We start from the raw sequence: 15,329 nt of genomic DNA on the forward strand, positions 1-15,329 counted from the left end.
GGGGCCGGCCTGTCCGTCAGGCCGCCTCGGGCAGCGTCGCCGGCCGCGCCGGCGCCTCGCGCAGCCGCAGCAGCAGCGCCTGCACCGGGTGGCGCAGCGTGACCCCGTCGAGGCGCTTCACCTGACTGCGGCAGGAATAGCCGCTGGCCAGCAGCCGCTCGCCCCGCGCCGCGACATGCGTCTTCCAGCTCATGCCATAGAGCTGCTCCGAGACGGCGCGGTGCTCCGCCTCGTGCCCGAAGGTGCCGGCCATGCCGCAGCAGCCCGCGGCCAGCACGGTGAGCGGCGCGCCCAGCCGGGCGAAGACACCCTGCCAGTCCTTCACCGCGGCCGGGGCATTGGTGCGCTCGGTGCAGTGCGGCAGCAGGGCGAAGCCCTCCCCGGCCTCGCGCGCCGGGATGAGATGCAGGCGCCGCGCCAGCCATTCCTGCGGCAGCAGCACCGGCGGCGTCTCGACGCCGATGCCGGGATACTCGCTGCGGTAGCTGAGCGTCATCGACGGATCGACGCCGACGAGGTCGATGCCGCTCACGGCCAGCGCGCGCAGCAGGGCGGCCTGGGCCTCGGCCTGCCGGCGGAAGGCGCCGAGGAAGCCGTGCACGTGCAACGGCTTGCCGTTCGGGCGGAAGGGCGCCAGCCAGGGCGTGAAGCCCATCAGCTTCAGCGCCTCGATCAGGTCGAGCACCAGCCGGGTCTCGAAATGGCTGGTGAAGGCGTCCTGCACGATGACGAGATGCCGCTCGCGCTCCGCTTCCGGCACGGCGGTCAGGGTGGCGGCGGAGGCCAGGCGGACACCGCGCGCGGCCGCCTCCCGCCCGAGGTCGAGGCCCGAGAAGAGGGGCGCGTCGACCAGGCCCGCCTTCGCCGCCAGCGCACGCCCCGGCAGGCTGCCCATCACCGCATTGGCCAGGCCCGGCAGGCGCGCGCCGAGCGGCAGCATCCGCTCCAGCCCGCCCAGCAGATAGTCCTTCAGCGGCCGGGCATAGCGGCCGTGATAGATCTCCAGGAACTTGGCGCGGAAGCTCGGCACATCGACCTTGATTGGGCACTGGCCGGTGCAGGACTTGCAGGCGAGACAGCCATCCATCGCCGCCTTCACCTCGGCCGAGAAATCCGGCGTGCCGCGCCGCAGCGCGCGGCTGTTGCGCAGCCGCTCCGGAAGGGCGCGCAGGAAGCCCAGCGCCGAGGCGTCGCGCAGCCGCCCGGCCTCGGCCACCGGATCGACCCCGGCGGCGGCGAGCTGGCGCAGCCATTCGCGGAACAGGCCGGCACGGCCCTTGGGCGAATGCCGGCGGTCCCCGGTCGCCTTGAAGGAGGGGCACATGGCGTCCTGCCAGTCGTAGTTGAAGCAGGCGCCGTTGCCGTTGCAGTGCAGCGCCTCGTCATAGGCGGCGCGGGTGGCGGCGGGGATGGTGCGGTCGAGCTGGCCGCGCATCGGCACGCGGTCGATGGCCAGCAGCGCCTCGCCCTCGGGGGCGGCGATCTTGCCCGGGTTCAGCTGGTTGCGCGGATCGAAGGCGGCCTTGATCGCCTGCAGGCTCGGATAGAGCGGGCCGAAGACCTCGGGGACGTATTCCGAGCGCACGCCCTTGCCGTGCTCGCCCCAGAGCAGGCCGTTGTACTTGCGGGTGAGCGCGAAGACCTCGTCGGAGACCTCGCGGATCATCCGCTCGGCGCCCTCGGCCTTCATGTCGATCGCCGGGCGGACATGCAGCACCCCGGCATCGACATGACCGAACATGCCGTACTCCAGGCCGCGCCGGTCCAGCGCGGCGCGGAACTCGGCGATGTAGTCGGCGAGGTGCTCGGGCGGGACGGCGGTGTCCTCGACGAAGGGAATCGGCCGCCTCTCGCCCTTCATGTTGCCGAGCAGGCCGACGCCGCGCTTCCGCATGCCCTGGATGCGCTCGCCGTCGCCGTCCCAGGCCAGGGTATGGCCGCGCCGGCCGGAGGCGCGGCCCTCGGCGGCGAGGCGCGCCTCGACCGGGGCGAGCTTCTCCCGCACCTCGGCCTCGCTGTCGCCGACGAACTCGATCAGGTTGATGCCGGCCGCCGGGCCTTCGGGATCGTCGGGGAAGAACTGCCGGATGCCCTCCCAGACGATGTCGCCGCGCGCCAGGCCGAGCACCTTGGAATCCACCGTCTCGACCGAGGCGGCGCCGAGCGCCATCAGCACCCGCGCGTCGCGCAGCGCGGCGTCGAAGCTGTCGTAGCGCAGGTTGATGAGCGCGCTGCGCCGGGGGATCGGCAGCACGCGGATCTTCGCCTCCGCGATCATCGCCAGCGTGCCCTCGGAGCCGCAGAGCAGCGCGTTCAGGTCGAAGCGGCCTTCCGCGTCATGCAGATGCGCGAGGTCGTAGCCGGTGAGGCAGCGGTTCAGCGGCGGGAAGCGCTCGGCGATGAGCTGGCGCTCCTCCCGCGCGATGCCGTCGGCGACGCGGTGGATGGCGCCCACCATGTCCTGCCGCCGCGTGACGCGCGCCAGCTCCTCGGGCGCCAGCTTGCGGCTTTCCCAGAGCGTGCCGTCCATCAGCACCACGGTGAGCGACAGCACGTGGTCGCGCGTCTTGCCGTAGAGGCAGGAGCCCTGGCCGCAGGCGTCGGTGGAGATCATGCCGCCCATGGTGGCGCGGTTGCTGGTGGAGCACTCGGGCGCGAAGAACAGGCCGAGCGGCTTCAGCGCCGCGTTCAGCGCGTCCTTCACCAGGCCGGGCTCGACCCGCACCCAGCCCTCGGCCGCGTTGACCTCCAGGATGCGCGTCATGTGGCGCGAGACATCGACGACGATGCCGTCGGTCAGCGATTGGCCGTTGGTGCCGGTGCCGCCGCCGCGCGGCGCGAGGGCGACGCCGTGGAAGCGCGGATCGGCGGCGACGCGGGCGATGCGCCGCAGATCCTCCGCCCCGCGCGGATAGACCACGGCCTGCGGCAGGCGCTGGTAGATGGAGTTGTCGGTCGCCATGACCACGCGGTCGGCGTCGCCGGGCGCGATGTCGCCGCCGAAGCCCCGCAGCCGCAACTCGTCCAGGAAGGCCCGGGAAGGCTGGGCCGGGGACGGCAGGTCAGTCAGGCGGGGAATCATCGGGCAGGCGGCCTTTCCTGGAGCACCGGGGAGGCAGGGGGCAGATCCCCCTCCCCGGTCCTGTCATCTGCCCCCGGAAGGCCGAAAAGGAAAGGGGGCCAGGCCCTTACTCACCCTTCCACTGCGGCTGGCGCTTGTTCAGGAAGGCGTCCATGCCCTCGCGGAAGTCCTGGCTCATGTAGCACATCAGCACCAGGTCGCGGCCCTCCTCGGAGGAGATCTGCGGGCGCAGCCGCGCGATCGCCTCCTTGGTGGCGCGCAGGGTCAGCGGCGCGTTGCCGGCGATGGTGCGGGCCAGCTCCAGGGCGCGGGCGGCGAGATCGCCACCTTCCGGCACCACCTCGTGCAGCAGGCCGATCTCCTTGGCCTCCTGCGCGTCCAGCAGCCGGGCGGTGAAGATCATCTCCTTGGTGCGGGATGGGCCGATCAGCGCCACCAGCCGCGAGAAGGCGCCCATGGAGAGGATGTTGCCGAGCGTGCGCGCGATCGGGAAGCCGAAGCGGGAATGCGCGGCGCCGACGCGGATGTCGCAGGAGGCGGCGATGGCGCCGCCGCCACCCGTGCAGGCGCCGTTGATCGCCGCGATGATGGGCTTCGGGCAGCTCTCCAGCGTGGCGACGATGCGGCCGATGCGCTCCTCGTACTGGATCGCGTCCTCCGGGGTCTTGAAGGCGCGGAACTGGTTGATGTCGGTGCCGGCGGCGAAGGCCTTGTCGCCGGCGCCGGTCAGGATGACGGCGCGGACCGACTTGTCCTCCGCGACCTCCTGGCAGAAGGCGCCGAGCCGCTCGTACATGGCGAAGGTGAAGGCATTGCGCGCCTGGGGACGGTTGAAGGTGACGCGGGCGATCCCTCCCTCCAGCCTTTCGAACAGGATATCGTCGTTCTCGCTCATGCCTCGGGCCTCCTCGGACCGGCCGGCGGGAGACCGGCCTTTCCAGCGGTCTTAGGATGGCATGGCAGGCGTGTAAACAATCAACAACCGACACTTTCGGGGCCGTTCATCGAAACTTCATTCGACCCCCCTGCCCGAAGCGCGCCGTCCCGGCTAGTTCAGCCCTCGCCCGACACCGCCCCTTCCCCAAGGAGATCCCCCGCATGCGGCGCGCCGGCTTCCTGGCCCTCGGCCTCTCCGCCCTTCTGTCGTCCCTGTCGCCGGCCGCCCCGGCCGCGGCCGAGCCGGCGGGCAGCCTGGTCCTCTACACCAGCCAGCTCGAGGAGGACGCCGCCCGCACCTCCGAGGCCTTCCGCAGGCACTACCCGAAGGTGACGGTCGAGTGGATCCGGGGCGGCACCAACCAGATCATGCCCCGGCTGCGCGCCGAGCTCGCCGCCGGCGCGCCCCGCGCCGACGTGCTGCTGCTGGCCGACAGCCTGACCTTCGAGGGGCTGAAGCAGGAGGGGCTGCTGCGCCCCAGCCCCGAGGTCGGGACCGGCGGCGTGCCGGCGGAGTTGATCGACACCGGGCGGCAGTATTTCGGCACCAAGCTGATGACGACCGGCATCGTCATGAACACCCGCGCGCCCTTCACGCCGAAGCGCTGGTCCGACCTGCTGCGCCCGGAGGCCCGGGGCCTCACCGCCATGCCCTCGCCCAGCGTCTCCGGCGCCGCCGCCATTCATGTGCAGGCCCTGGCCGCGGCGCCCGGCCTCGGCTGGGAGTTCTGGGAGAAGCTGGCCGGCGCCGGCGTGCAGCCGCGCGGCGGCAATGGCGCGGTGATGCAGGCCGTGGCCAGCGGCGAGCGGGCCTTCGGCATGGTGGTGGACTACATGCCGATCCGCGAGGCGGCGAAGGGCGCGCCGGTGCGCTTCATCGTGCCGGAGGACGGGGTCAGCGCCATCACGGAGCCGGCGGCGATCCTGAAGTCCAGCCGCAACCCCGAGGCTGCCATCGCCTTCGTCACCTTCCTGCTCTCCCGCGAGGGCCAGGAGCTGGCGGCCGCCCAGGGCTTCCTGCCGGCCGATCCCGCCGTCGCGCCGCCCGCCGGCTTCCCGGACCGCAAGGGCCTGACCCTGCTGCCGCTCGACAGCGCCCGCGCCGCCGCCGAGAGCGGCCAGGACCTGAAGCGCTTCAGCGGGCTGGTCGGCCAGTAGGGCTTGCCGGGGAACGCCGTGAGCCCGGCGGCGCCGGGGCGCCTCGCCGGCCTGCCGCCGCTGGCCTGGCTCGGCCTGGCCTGGCTGGCGGCCATCGGCCTGGCGCCGGCGCTCCGCCTGCTCGCCGAGGCGCTGGGCAGCGATCCGCGTCCGCTGCTCGCCGATGCCGCCATCTGGCGCGCCGTCTGGCGCAGCCTGCTGGTGGCGGGCGGCGCGGCGCTGCTGGCCGCCGCCATCGGCACGCTGCAGGCCGGGCTCCTGCTGCTGCGCGCGCTGCCCGGGCGGCGGCTGCTGCTCTTCCTCTGCATCCTGCCGCTCCTGGTGCCGCCGCAGATCCTGGCCCTGTCCTTCATCCAGCTGGGCGGCCCCGCCTCGCCGCTGCTGCTGGCCCTTGGGCTGGCGCCGCCGCTCGGCACGCCGAACCCCTTCTACGGGCCGGGCGGCATGATGCTGCTGCTCGGCATCCAGGGCGCGCCGCTGGTGCTGCTGGCGGTCGCGGCCATGGCGCGGCGGCTGCCGGACGAGCTGATGGTCGCCGCCCGCGGGCTCGGGGCCGCGCCGCGCGTGGCGCTGCGCCGCGTCGCCTGGCCGCTGCTGGCGCCGGGCCTGGCGGCCGGGGCGGGGCTGGCCTTCGTCGCCGCGCTGGGCAATTTCGGCGTCGCCGCCCTGCTCGGCATCCCGGGCCGCTACCCGGTGCTGACCGTGCTGATCTGGCAGCGCCTCTCGGCCACCGGACCGGCGGCGCTCTCCGAGGTGTCCTGGCTCTCCCTGCTGCTGGCGCTGCTGGCGGTGCCGGGGCTGGCGGCGCAGTTCTGGGCCGGGCGCCGGTCGGGCTTCGAGGCCGGACGCGCCTTCCGCCCGCTGCCGGCGGGCCGGGGACACCGCGTGGCGTTGCTGCCGCTCGTGCTTTATCTCCTGCTGGTCCTGGCGCTGCCGCTGGGCGCGCTGCTGGCCACGGCGCTGGTGCCGGCCATGGGGGTTCCGCTCACCGCCCAGAGCCTGACCCTGCGGCACTTCGCGGCGATGCTGGCGCCGGGCGCGCAGACCCTGGCGGCACTGGGCCATTCGCTGCTGCTGGCCTGCGGGGCGGCGGCCATCCTCTGCCTCGCCGCGCTTCCCGTCGCGCTCGCCCTGCGCCATCCCGTGCTGCGCTGGGCGGCCACCGGCACCGACCTGTCCTACGCCCTGCCGGGCGCCTGCACCGCCGTCTCCGTCATCCTGCTGGTGCTGACGCTGCCCGGCGGCGGTCTCGTCTACGGCACGCTGGGGCTGATCCTCTTCGCCTATCTGGCGCGCTTCCAGGCACTGGCGCTGCGGCCCGTGGCGGCCGCCGCGGCGCGGCTCGACCCGATGCTGGAGCGCGCGGCCAGCAGCCTCGGCGCCGGCGGATGGGCGCGGCTCCGGCGCATCCATCTGCCGGCCCTTTCCCCCGCCCTGATGGCGGGCGCCATCCTGGTGGCGCTGCTCGCGGTGAACGAGGTGACGGTCAGCGCGCTGCTGTACGGGCCGGGCAGCCGCACGCTCGGCGTGCTGGTCTTCAATCTGCAGGATGCGGGACAGACGCCGCAGGCGGCGGCGGTGTCCTGCCTCTCCCTGGTGCTGGTGGCGGGGTTGATGGGCGCGGCCAGCCTGCTCGGGCGCCGCCTGCCGCCGGGAACCCTGCCCTGGCGGCCGTAAGTCGCGCGGGACAACCGGCGAAAGGGGGTGTTACACAGCCAGCATCCATCCACGGAGAATCCCATGGCTGTTTCCGGCTCGTCTCTCCAGCGCTACGCACCGGCGGCTCTGGCGGCACTGCGCATCATCGCGGCGCTGCTGTTCCTGGCGCATGGCACGCAGAAGATCCTCGGCTTCCCGCCGCCCTCCTCGCCCATGCCGGCCGCCTTCAGCCTGTTCTGGATTGGCGGGATCATCGAGATTGTCACCGGCGTGCTGATCGCGCTCGGCCTCTACACGCGCCCGGCGGCCTTCCTGGCCTCAGGCCAGATGGCCTATGCCTATTTCGCCTTCCACGCGCCGCGCAATTTCTTCCCGGCGCTGAACGGCGGCGATGCCTCCATCCTGTTCTGCTTCATCTTCCTCTATCTGGTCTTCGCCGGAGCCGGCGCCTTCAGCCTCGACGGCAACCGCCGCTGAGGGCCGGCATCCCCCCTCCGGCACGAGGGGGGATGTTCCACGGTCAGGCCAGTTCGAGATCCAGCGCGTAGCCGGCGCTGCGGACCGTGCGGATCACGTCCGCCTCGCCCTCGCCGTTCACCGCCTTGCGCAGCCGCCGGATATGCACGTCCACCGTGCGCGGCTCGACATGGATGTCGCGGCCCCAGACGGCATCGAGCAGCTGCTCGCGCGAGAAGACCCGCCCCGGATGCTGCAGGAAGAACTCCAGCAGCCGGTATTCGGTGGGGCCCAGGTGCAGCGACCGCCCGTTGCGGGTCACGCGGTGGGAATCCTGGTCCATCGTGATGTCGTGCCAGGCGAGCATGCCCTTGGTGGCGACGCCGCCGGAGCGGCGCAGCAGCGCCCGGATGCGCGCCAGCAGCGCGTCCATCACGAAGGGCTTGGCGATGTAGTCGTCGGCGCCGGTATCGAGCGCCCGCACCGCGTCCTGGTCCTCCGTGCGGGCGGTGACCATGATGATCGGCATGTTGCGCGTATCTGGGCGCCGGCGGAGCTGGCGGCAGACCTCGAGGCCGGACAGCGCCGGCAGCATCCAGTCCAGCAGCACCAGATCCGGCGGCGCCTCGGCCACGCGCATCAGCGCCTCCTGGCCATCGGCGGCCTCGTCCACCAGGAAGCCCTGCTTCTCCAGATTGTAGCGCAGCAGCGTCAGCAGCGGCGCCTCGTCCTCGACCACCAGGATGGTGGGACGCGCCATGCCGGTGTTGGGCTCGGCCATGATCAGATCTTTCTTCGCTCTGTCAGGCCGGCGGGCGGACGACAGTGTAGGCTGAGGAGTCCGACTTCGGCCGGTCCTCCGGCAGGGTATGGCCGAGCACGGCGTAGTGCACGGTCTCGGCGATGTTCGTCGCGTGGTCGCCGATGCGCTCGAAGTTCTTGGCGATGAACAGCAGGTGGGTGGCCGCGGTGATGTTGCGCGGATCCTCCATCATGTGCGTCAGCATCTCGCGGAAGATGCCGTTGTAGATGTCGTCCACCGGCGCGTCGGCCGCCCAGACGCGCTCGGCGGCAGCGGCGTCCTCCTTCACCAGCGCGTCGATCGCCTCCTTCAGGTTCTCCTGCACCAGCTTGGCCATCCACTGGAAGCCGTTCAGGCTGCCCAGCTGCGGCTGCTGCGAAACGACGATGGCGCGCTTGGCGGCGTTGCGGGCGTAGTCGCCGATGCGCTCGATGTCGGTCGAGACCTTCATGGCGGCGACGATCAGCCGCAGGTCGGCCGCCATCGGCTGCCGCAGGGCCAGCAGGCGGACGCAGAAGTTCTCGATCTCGCGCTCCAGCGCGTCGATCTCGCCATCCCGGCCGATCACGGTGGTGGCCTGCTCCACATCGCGGCGGATCAGGGCGGAGGCGGCGTCCGCGACCTGGCGCTCGGCCAGGCCGCCCATGCGCGCCACCAGCTCGCGCAGCCGCTTGAGCTGCTCCTCGTAGGATCGCACGATATGCTCGTTGGGCATCGTCCTGATGACCTCGCTCAGCCGAACCGGCCGGTGATGTATTCCTGGGTCTTCTTCTGCTTCGGCGCGGTGAACATCTCCTCCGCCGGAGCCACCTCGATGAGTTCGCCGAGGTAGAAGAACGCCACCTGATCGGCGCAGCGCGCCGCCTGCTGCATGTTGTGCGTGACGATGGCGATGGTGAAGTCGCGCTTCAGCTCGTCGATCAGCTCCTCGATCTTCAACGTGCTGATCGGATCGAGCGCCGAGGTCGGCTCGTCGAGCAGGATGACCTCCGGCCGCACGGCGATGGTGCGGGCGATGCAGAGGCGCTGCTGCTGGCCGCCCGAGAGGCCCATGGCGCTGGTGTTCAGCCGGTCCTTGACCTCACCCCAGATGGCGGCGCGGGTCAGCGCCCATTCCACCCGCTCATCCATCTGCGACCGGGACAGCTTCTCGTGCAGGCGGATGCCGAAGGCGATGTTCTCGTAGATGGTCATCGGGAAGGGCGTGGGCTTCTGGAACACCATGCCGATCCGCGAGCGGAGCGCGTTGATATCGATGTCGGTGTCGAGGATGTTCTTGCCGTCGAGCAGAACCTCGCCCGTGGCGCGCTGGCCCGGATAGAGGCTGTACATGCGGTTCAGCACCCGCAGCAGGGTGGACTTGCCGCAGCCCGAGGGCCCGATCATGCCGGTCACCTGCCGGTCGGGCAGGTCGAAGTCGATCCCCTTCAGCGCCTTGTTGGCGCCATAGTAGAAATCGAGGTTGCGGACCGCGATGCGGGGCTCGTTCAGCGGGGCGTGCGAGCGGGCGTGCAGCTTGCCGGTCTCGGTCTGGGTCTGGGTCATGGAGGCGCTCATATGCGGTTCCTCACTTCCTGCGCAGCAGGCTGCGCGCCACGATGTTGAGCCCGAGCACGCCGAGCGTGATGATGAGGGCGCCGGCCCAGGCCAGCGCGATCCAGTCCGGATAGGGCGAGCCGGCATAGGCGTAGATGGTCAGCGGCAGGCTCGACATCGGGCCGGACAGGCTGAGCGACCAGTTCAGGTTTCCGAGCGAGGTGAAGAGCAGCGGCGCCGTCTCGCCCGCCACCCGCGCCACCGCCAGCAGCACGCCGGTGACGATGCCGCTCGCCGCCGCGCGCCAGCAGACCATGGTCACCATCTTCCACTTCGGCGCGCCGAGGCCGATCACGGCCTCGCGCAGCGTGTCCGGCAGCAGGCGCAGCATATCCTCGGTGGTGCGGACGACGATGGGAATGACGATGATGGCCAGCGCCACCGAGCCGGCCCAGCCCGAGAAGCCGCCGAAGGGCACCACCAGGATCTGGTAGACGAAGAGGCCGATCAGGATCGAGGGCGCGGAGAGCAGGATGTCGGAGACGAAGCGAACCGCATTGGCCAGCGGCGAGGACTTCGAATACTCCGCCAGGTAGGTGCCGACCAGAAGGCCGATGGGCGTGCCGATGACGGTGCCGATGACGGTCTGGATCAGGCTGCCGACGATGGCGTTGAGCAGCCCCCCCTCCGAGCCCGGCGGCGCCGTGACGCGGGTGAAGACCCCGAGCGACAGGGCGGAGAAGCCGTTCCAGAACAGCGTGGCCAGGATCGAGAAGAGCAGCAGGAGGCCGAGGCCGGTGGCGCCGTAGCAGGCGTACTTGACGGCCTTGGCGACGCGGCGGCGGCGGCGGCCCAGGGCCTCCGCGACGCGCATGTCCTTGGCCGGGCCGCTGCCGGAGGCAACCTCCAGGGTCGGGTTGGACGCGCTCATGGTTTCAACCCTTCAGCCGCGGACGCAACAGGAAGCGCGAGGCGGCCAGCACGATGAAGGAGATGACGAAGAGGATGAAGCCGAGCCCGAGCAGGGCGGAGAGCTTCAGGCTGCCCATCTGGCTTTCGCCGAACTCCAGCGCGATCAGCGAGGCGATGGTGTTGCCCGGCCCGAAGAGGCTGGTGGAGATGCGGTTGGCGTTGCCGATGACGAAGGTCACCGCCATCGTCTCGCCCAGGGCCCGGCCGAGGCCGAGCATGATGCCGCCGACCACCGAGATGCGGGTATAGGGCAACACGACGTTGCGCACGACCTCCCACTGGGTGCAGCCAAGGCCGTAGGCGCTCTCCTTGTAGACCGGGGGCACGGTGTTGAAGACGTCGCGCATCGTCGCCGCGATGAAGGGCAGCACCATGATGGCCAGGATCAGCGCCGCCGTCAGGATGCCGGTGCCGAAGGGCGGGCCGGCGAAGAGCGCGCCGATCAGCGGCAGCTCGCCCAGCGTGTCAATGGCGAAGGGCTGCACGTACTGCGACATGAAGGGGACGATCAGGAAGAAGCCCCACATGCCGAAGATGATGGACGGCACCGCCGCCAGCAGCTCGACCGCCGTGCCCACCGGGCCGCGGAGCCAGGGCGGCGCCAGCTCGGTCAGGTAGAACGCGACGCCGAAGGCCAGCGGCACGGCCATCAGCAGGGCCAGCACCGCGGTCACCACGGTGCCGTAGATGGAGACGCCGGCGCCGAAGACCTCCTGCACCGGATCCCAGTCCGTGCCGGTGACGAAGCCCGCGCCGAAGGCGCGAAAGGCCTGCAGCCCGCCCCAGAACAGCTCCAGGATGATGGCGCCGAGAAGGACCAGGACCAGCACCCCGGCGGCCCGGCAGGCGATCGCGAAGATGGCGTCGCCCGTCGCGCCGGATCCACCTCCGCGGCGCAGGCCGGGACGTGGATCGGGGGCGGCGCCCGTCTCGAGGGGAAGGGTGGCTGCTTGCTGCACGATCAGACTCCGGAAGCTCGGCATGCCCGGCGCCGCGCGGCCCTGGCCGTTCGGTGCGCGGGCAGCCTGCCAGGACGCCCGGGCTGACCGCCCGGGCGCCGCGCGTTCGTCACTTCGCCGGCCAGAGCGGCTTGCCGTCCACCTGCACCTGGGCCCAGGCGGCGCGCACCGCCTCCTCGACCTTCTCCGGCAGCGGGATGTAGTCCAGCTCCCGGGCGGCGGCATCGCCGTCGCGATAGGCCCAGTCGAAGAACTTCATCACGTTCTGCGCCCGGGTCGCGTCCTGCGGGTTCTTCGGCAGCAGGATGAAGGTCGGCGAGACGATCGGCCAGGACTTCTCGCCCTCGGTGTTCACCAGGTTGGCGGCGAAGTTCGGCGTGCTCCAGTCGGCGTTGGACGCGGCGGCCTCGAAGGCCTCGCTGTTCGGCACCACGAACTGGCCGGCCTTGTTGCGCAGCTGGGTGGTGACGAGCTTGTTCTGCGCCGCATAGGCGTGCTCGACATAGCCGATGGCGCCGCGGACGTTGCGCACCGTGCCGGCCACGCCCTCATTGCCGCGGGCACCCGTGCCGGCCGGCCAGCGCACCGAGGTGCCCACGCCGACGCGGTCCTTGAACTCGGGCGAGACGGCGGAGAGGTAGGAGACCCAGACATAGGTCGTGCCGGAGCCGTCGGCGCGGTAGACCGGAGCGATGGCGAGGTTGGGCAGCTCGACGCCCGGGTTCAGCTCGACCAGGCGGGGGTCGTTCCACTTGCTGATCTTGCCGAGGTAGATGTCCGAGATCACCTCGCCGGTCAGGCGCAGCTTGTGGTCCTCGACGCCCGGGATGTTCACGATCGCGGTCAGGCTGCCCATGGTGGAGGGGAACTGCAGCAGCTTGTGCTCGGCGAGCTCCTCGGCCTTCATCGGCGCGTCGGAGGCGCCGAAATCGACCGTGCGGTTGCGGATCTGCGTCTGCCCCGCGCCCGAGCCGACCGACTGGTAGTTGAGCTGCAGCCCGATGGCCTCACGCGCCGCGGCACCCCATTTCTGGTACAGCGGATTGGGGAAGCTCGCGCCTGCGCCCGTGATGGAAGCCTGCTGGGCGTTCGCCGCCATGCTCACGCCGATCGTCGCGACCAGGCCAGCGGCCAGGGCAAGAAGCCGATTGCTCACCATGTATCTCCGTCTTTTGGCGCCCATTGGGAGGGGCCGGTGCGGTGGCCGCCTTCTAGGCGCTGGCTGCGACCGTTGGATTGCAGATTTATGAAGCTTCGATGACAGGCAAGCCCTCACGGCCAACGGAACCGGGCCTTCACCGGGGCGGCGGAAATGGGATGGCATCGGGCAGCACTGTGGAACGATCCGGAAACCCCTGGCCCCTCCGGAACGTCATGCCTGGGCGCTCCGCGCGGAGCAGTCTCATCACGCGGAATTATTCCCGGAAATGGTCTGTTTTCGATATAAGTCTCCTATTCCTGCCTGAGCGGCACAGATCCGGACCAATCCACCCTTGATTCTCCTTTTCGCCCGCCTTCCCGCCGCCACCGGCGTGCTGGCCAGCCAGTTGACCGGGCTTGCCATCGGGGCGGGAACCACCGCTCTGCAGCATGTCTGGCCGGATCCGCCGGCCGTGGCTCCGCTCCTTCTGGTCGTGGGCGTCGCCCTGGCGGCGGTCATCGGGGGGCGCCCCGCCGGGCTGGCGGCACTTGCCGTCTATGCCCTGCAGGAAGCCTGGCTCGCCATGACGGGAACCGGAGGCGCGGAATGGCGGAACCTGGTGGCGCCGCTGCTCGCCGGCGGCTTCGCCGCCGCCCTGGGCGGCGAGTTCCGCGAGGTGCTCGATCGCGCCGCACCCCTGCGGGAGCAGCGGGACCGGGCCTGGACGCTAGGGAATCTCGGGGACTGGACGTGGTCGCAGGAGGCCAATCGTCTCACCCTGTCACCCATCGCCTGGGCCCTGCTCGGCCGGGAGCCCGAGCCGGAGCCTTCCAGCATGCTCTGGCTGCACACCCACCTCCACCCCGACGACGTCGAGGGCTTCCGCCAGGCCATGCGCGCCGCCCTGGCCGATCCCGCGGGGCGTCTGGATCAGGAATTCCGCGTCATCCGGGCCGACGGGGGCATGCCATGGCTCCGCATGCGCGGCGCGCGGACGAAGGAGGGCGAGCTGGCGGGCATCCTGCTCGACCGCGACGCGCTGCATCAGGCGCAGGAGGCCGCCCGCCTGGCCCAGCACCGGCAGGAGCGGCTGCATCACGAGCTGATCTACCGGGTCCGCAGCAACTTCCAGATGGTGACCAGCCTGCTGCGCCTGCAGTCCCGCCGCGCCACGCCGCCCCTGCGGCGGGCGCTGGAGGGGGCCGCCCAGCGCATCCAGGGGATGGGAAGCCTGCACGAGGCGCTCTATCGCGATGCCGATCTCGGGAAGGTCGATCTCCGCCGCTATCTGGGAGAAGTTGCCCGCAAGGCGGTCGAGGGAGAGGGCGAGCGGATCCACCTGACGCTCGACATCGGCTCCTGTCAGGCACCGGCGGACCAGGCGCTGCTGCTGGGCCTGGCGATGACGCAGATTCTGGACAACGCCGTGCGCCACGGCTTCGCCGAGGGACGGCGGGGCACGATCACCGTGACGCTCACCGAGGAGCAGGGAGACTGCATCCTCACGATCTGCAATGACGGGGCGCCGTTCAACGAATTCGCCGCGCTCGGCGCGCAGGGCATCGGGATGGTCCTGGTGCAGTCCTGCGCCCAGCAGCTGGGCGGCCAGTTGCTTCTCGAGCGGCACCCGCGTAGCCGCTTCGCCATCCGTTTCCCCCGCGCCGCGCTCTCCCCGCCGGACTGAGGCCTCGCCGGACGGCGAGGTCGTCCGGCGAGGCGTGAGGCGTGGCGGATCAGCCCGTCTTCGCCTTGCCGTCCTCCTCCTTCCCGTCGCCCTCCGGCGCGTCCCAGCCGACCGAATGGCCCGGGCTGGACTGGGCCGGCGGATCGCTCGCCGGGAAAGTATCTTCCAGGGCCTCCTCCAGCGACTCCTCGGCCGCCTTGCCCTGGGAGGGGCGCTTCCCGTCACCGGGCGGCGGCGAGGGTCGCTCGACGCCGGAAGGCTTGGATCCCGACATGGCGTATCTCCTCATCCTGTTGTCCGGGCCCGGCTGGAGCCGGGTCCCTGGACCAGCAACCCGACCCGGGCGGCGGGGTTGCATTCCGGACGGCGGCGGCGCGCCGGGCCAGGGGAGCCGAGGGAGACAGGCCAGCCATGCGAAGCGATCAGCCGGACGCGGAGACGAAGGCGGCCCGCCCCCTGCCCCCCGGGCGGCTGCTGGAGACGGCGCTCTACGTGCAGGACATGGCGGCGGCGCGGCGTTTCTACGAGAGCATCATCGGTCTGCAACCGCTGTTGGCCAGCCCGATCTTCTGCGCCCTGGGGATCGGCCCCGGCGTGTTGCTCCTCTTCCTGCGGGGCGGAAGCGCGGAGCCGGCCAGGACGCCGGGCGGCACCATTCCGGGCCATGATGCCGAGGGCCGGCAGCACATCGCCTTCCAGGTCCCCGGCGAGGCGCTGCGGAGCTGGGAGGACTGGCTGACCGGCCGGGACATCGCCATCGAGGGCCGGGTGTCCTGGCCGCGCGGCGGGCACAGCATCTTCCTGCGCGACCCGGACGGGCACCTCATCGAATTCGCCACCCCGGGCCTCTGGCCGAATCGCTGAGCCGGGCCGGCGCCTTCGCCGGATCGTCATTCCCCTGCCATTCTACTGTCCCGGATCGGCGGCTAAGCGGACCTCGGCCT

General features: G+C 71.3%; 14 protein-coding genes. 5 read left to right on the top strand and 9 right to left on the bottom strand.

Annotated features, from left to right (window positions below; translation table 11 throughout):
• Positions 1 to 16 precede the first annotated feature (16 nt).
• Together ydiJ and ACF3NH_RS16795 are read right to left on the bottom strand one after the other, a co-directional pair.
• Complete coding sequence (ydiJ, locus tag ACF3NH_RS16790; protein WP_422924311.1) at positions 17 to 3,082, bottom strand: D-2-hydroxyglutarate dehydrogenase YdiJ; 3,066 nt, start codon at positions 3,080 to 3,082, stop codon at positions 17 to 19.
• A 106-nt stretch (positions 3,083 to 3,188) separates the two neighbouring features.
• On the bottom strand, positions 3,189 to 3,977 hold the full coding sequence (locus ACF3NH_RS16795; protein ID WP_198364791.1) for an enoyl-CoA hydratase/isomerase family protein: 789 nt from the start codon (positions 3,975 to 3,977) through the stop codon (positions 3,189 to 3,191).
• A 203-nt stretch (positions 3,978 to 4,180) separates the two neighbouring features.
• On the opposite strand from ACF3NH_RS16795, the gene ACF3NH_RS16800 reads away from it, so the two are divergent.
• The 3 genes from ACF3NH_RS16800 (at position 4,181) to ACF3NH_RS16810 (ending at position 7,312) form a co-directional block, all read left to right on the top strand.
• Entirely contained in the window at positions 4,181 to 5,176 is a 996-nt protein-coding gene (locus ACF3NH_RS16800) for an ABC transporter substrate-binding protein (RefSeq protein WP_422924313.1), read from the top strand.
• An 18-nt stretch (positions 5,177 to 5,194) separates the two neighbouring features.
• Positions 5,195 to 6,853: an ABC transporter permease gene (locus tag ACF3NH_RS16805; RefSeq protein ID WP_422924315.1), complete on the top strand. Its 1,659-nt coding sequence runs from the start codon at positions 5,195 to 5,197 to the stop codon at positions 6,851 to 6,853.
• 63 nt (positions 6,854 to 6,916) lie between these two features.
• A complete protein-coding gene (locus ACF3NH_RS16810) occupies positions 6,917 to 7,312 on the top strand; it encodes a DoxX family protein (RefSeq protein ID WP_198364789.1) in 396 nt (131 codons plus the stop codon).
• A gap of 43 nt (positions 7,313 to 7,355) precedes the next feature.
• On the opposite strand, the gene phoB is transcribed toward ACF3NH_RS16810, so the two are convergent.
• The 6 genes from phoB to pstS all read right to left on the bottom strand — a co-directional run bounded on the left by phoB (position 7,356) and on the right by pstS (position 12,719).
• Positions 7,356 to 8,072: a phosphate regulon transcriptional regulator PhoB gene (gene phoB / locus ACF3NH_RS16815; RefSeq protein ID WP_198364788.1), complete on the bottom strand. Its 717-nt coding sequence runs from the start codon at positions 8,070 to 8,072 to the stop codon at positions 7,356 to 7,358.
• A gap of 22 nt (positions 8,073 to 8,094) precedes the next feature.
• Positions 8,095 to 8,808, bottom strand: coding sequence for a phosphate signaling complex protein PhoU (gene phoU / locus ACF3NH_RS16820; protein ID WP_198364787.1), 714 nt, complete (start codon positions 8,806 to 8,808; stop codon positions 8,095 to 8,097).
• 17 nt (positions 8,809 to 8,825) lie between these two features.
• Positions 8,826 to 9,638 carry a phosphate ABC transporter ATP-binding protein PstB gene (pstB, locus tag ACF3NH_RS16825; protein ID WP_422924318.1) on the bottom strand — a complete coding sequence of 271 codons (813 nt, stop codon included), beginning with the start codon at positions 9,636 to 9,638 and terminating at the stop codon, positions 8,826 to 8,828.
• 22 nt (positions 9,639 to 9,660) lie between these two features.
• Complete coding sequence (gene pstA, locus ACF3NH_RS16830) at positions 9,661 to 10,560, bottom strand: phosphate ABC transporter permease PstA (RefSeq protein ID WP_198364786.1); 900 nt, start codon at positions 10,558 to 10,560, stop codon at positions 9,661 to 9,663.
• Positions 10,561 to 10,564: 4 nt separating this feature from the next.
• Positions 10,565 to 11,560, bottom strand: a complete 996-nt coding sequence (pstC, locus tag ACF3NH_RS16835) for a phosphate ABC transporter permease subunit PstC (protein ID WP_422924320.1) — start codon at positions 11,558 to 11,560, stop codon at positions 10,565 to 10,567.
• 109 nt (positions 11,561 to 11,669) lie between these two features.
• Positions 11,670 to 12,719: a phosphate ABC transporter substrate-binding protein PstS gene (pstS, locus tag ACF3NH_RS16840; protein ID WP_422924322.1), complete on the bottom strand. Its 1,050-nt coding sequence runs from the start codon at positions 12,717 to 12,719 to the stop codon at positions 11,670 to 11,672.
• Between the two features lie 334 nt (positions 12,720 to 13,053).
• On the opposite strand from pstS, the gene ACF3NH_RS16845 reads away from it, so the two are divergent.
• Entirely contained in the window at positions 13,054 to 14,385 is a 1,332-nt protein-coding gene (locus tag ACF3NH_RS16845) for a sensor histidine kinase (protein ID WP_422924324.1), read from the top strand.
• Between the two features lie 49 nt (positions 14,386 to 14,434).
• Here the strand turns inward: ACF3NH_RS16845 and ACF3NH_RS16850 are convergent, their stop codons facing one another.
• On the bottom strand, positions 14,435 to 14,659 hold the full coding sequence (locus ACF3NH_RS16850) for a hypothetical protein (RefSeq protein ID WP_198364782.1): 225 nt from the start codon (positions 14,657 to 14,659) through the stop codon (positions 14,435 to 14,437).
• Positions 14,660 to 14,796: 137 nt separating this feature from the next.
• On the opposite strand from ACF3NH_RS16850, the gene ACF3NH_RS16855 reads away from it, so the two are divergent.
• Positions 14,797 to 15,249, top strand: a complete 453-nt coding sequence (locus ACF3NH_RS16855) for a VOC family protein (protein ID WP_422924326.1) — start codon at positions 14,797 to 14,799, stop codon at positions 15,247 to 15,249.
• Positions 15,250 to 15,329: the final 80 nt, after the last annotated feature.

It is taken from the genome of Pseudoroseomonas sp. WGS1072, from assembly GCF_049340465.1.
Taxonomy (GTDB): domain Bacteria; phylum Pseudomonadota; class Alphaproteobacteria; order Acetobacterales; family Acetobacteraceae; genus Pseudoroseomonas.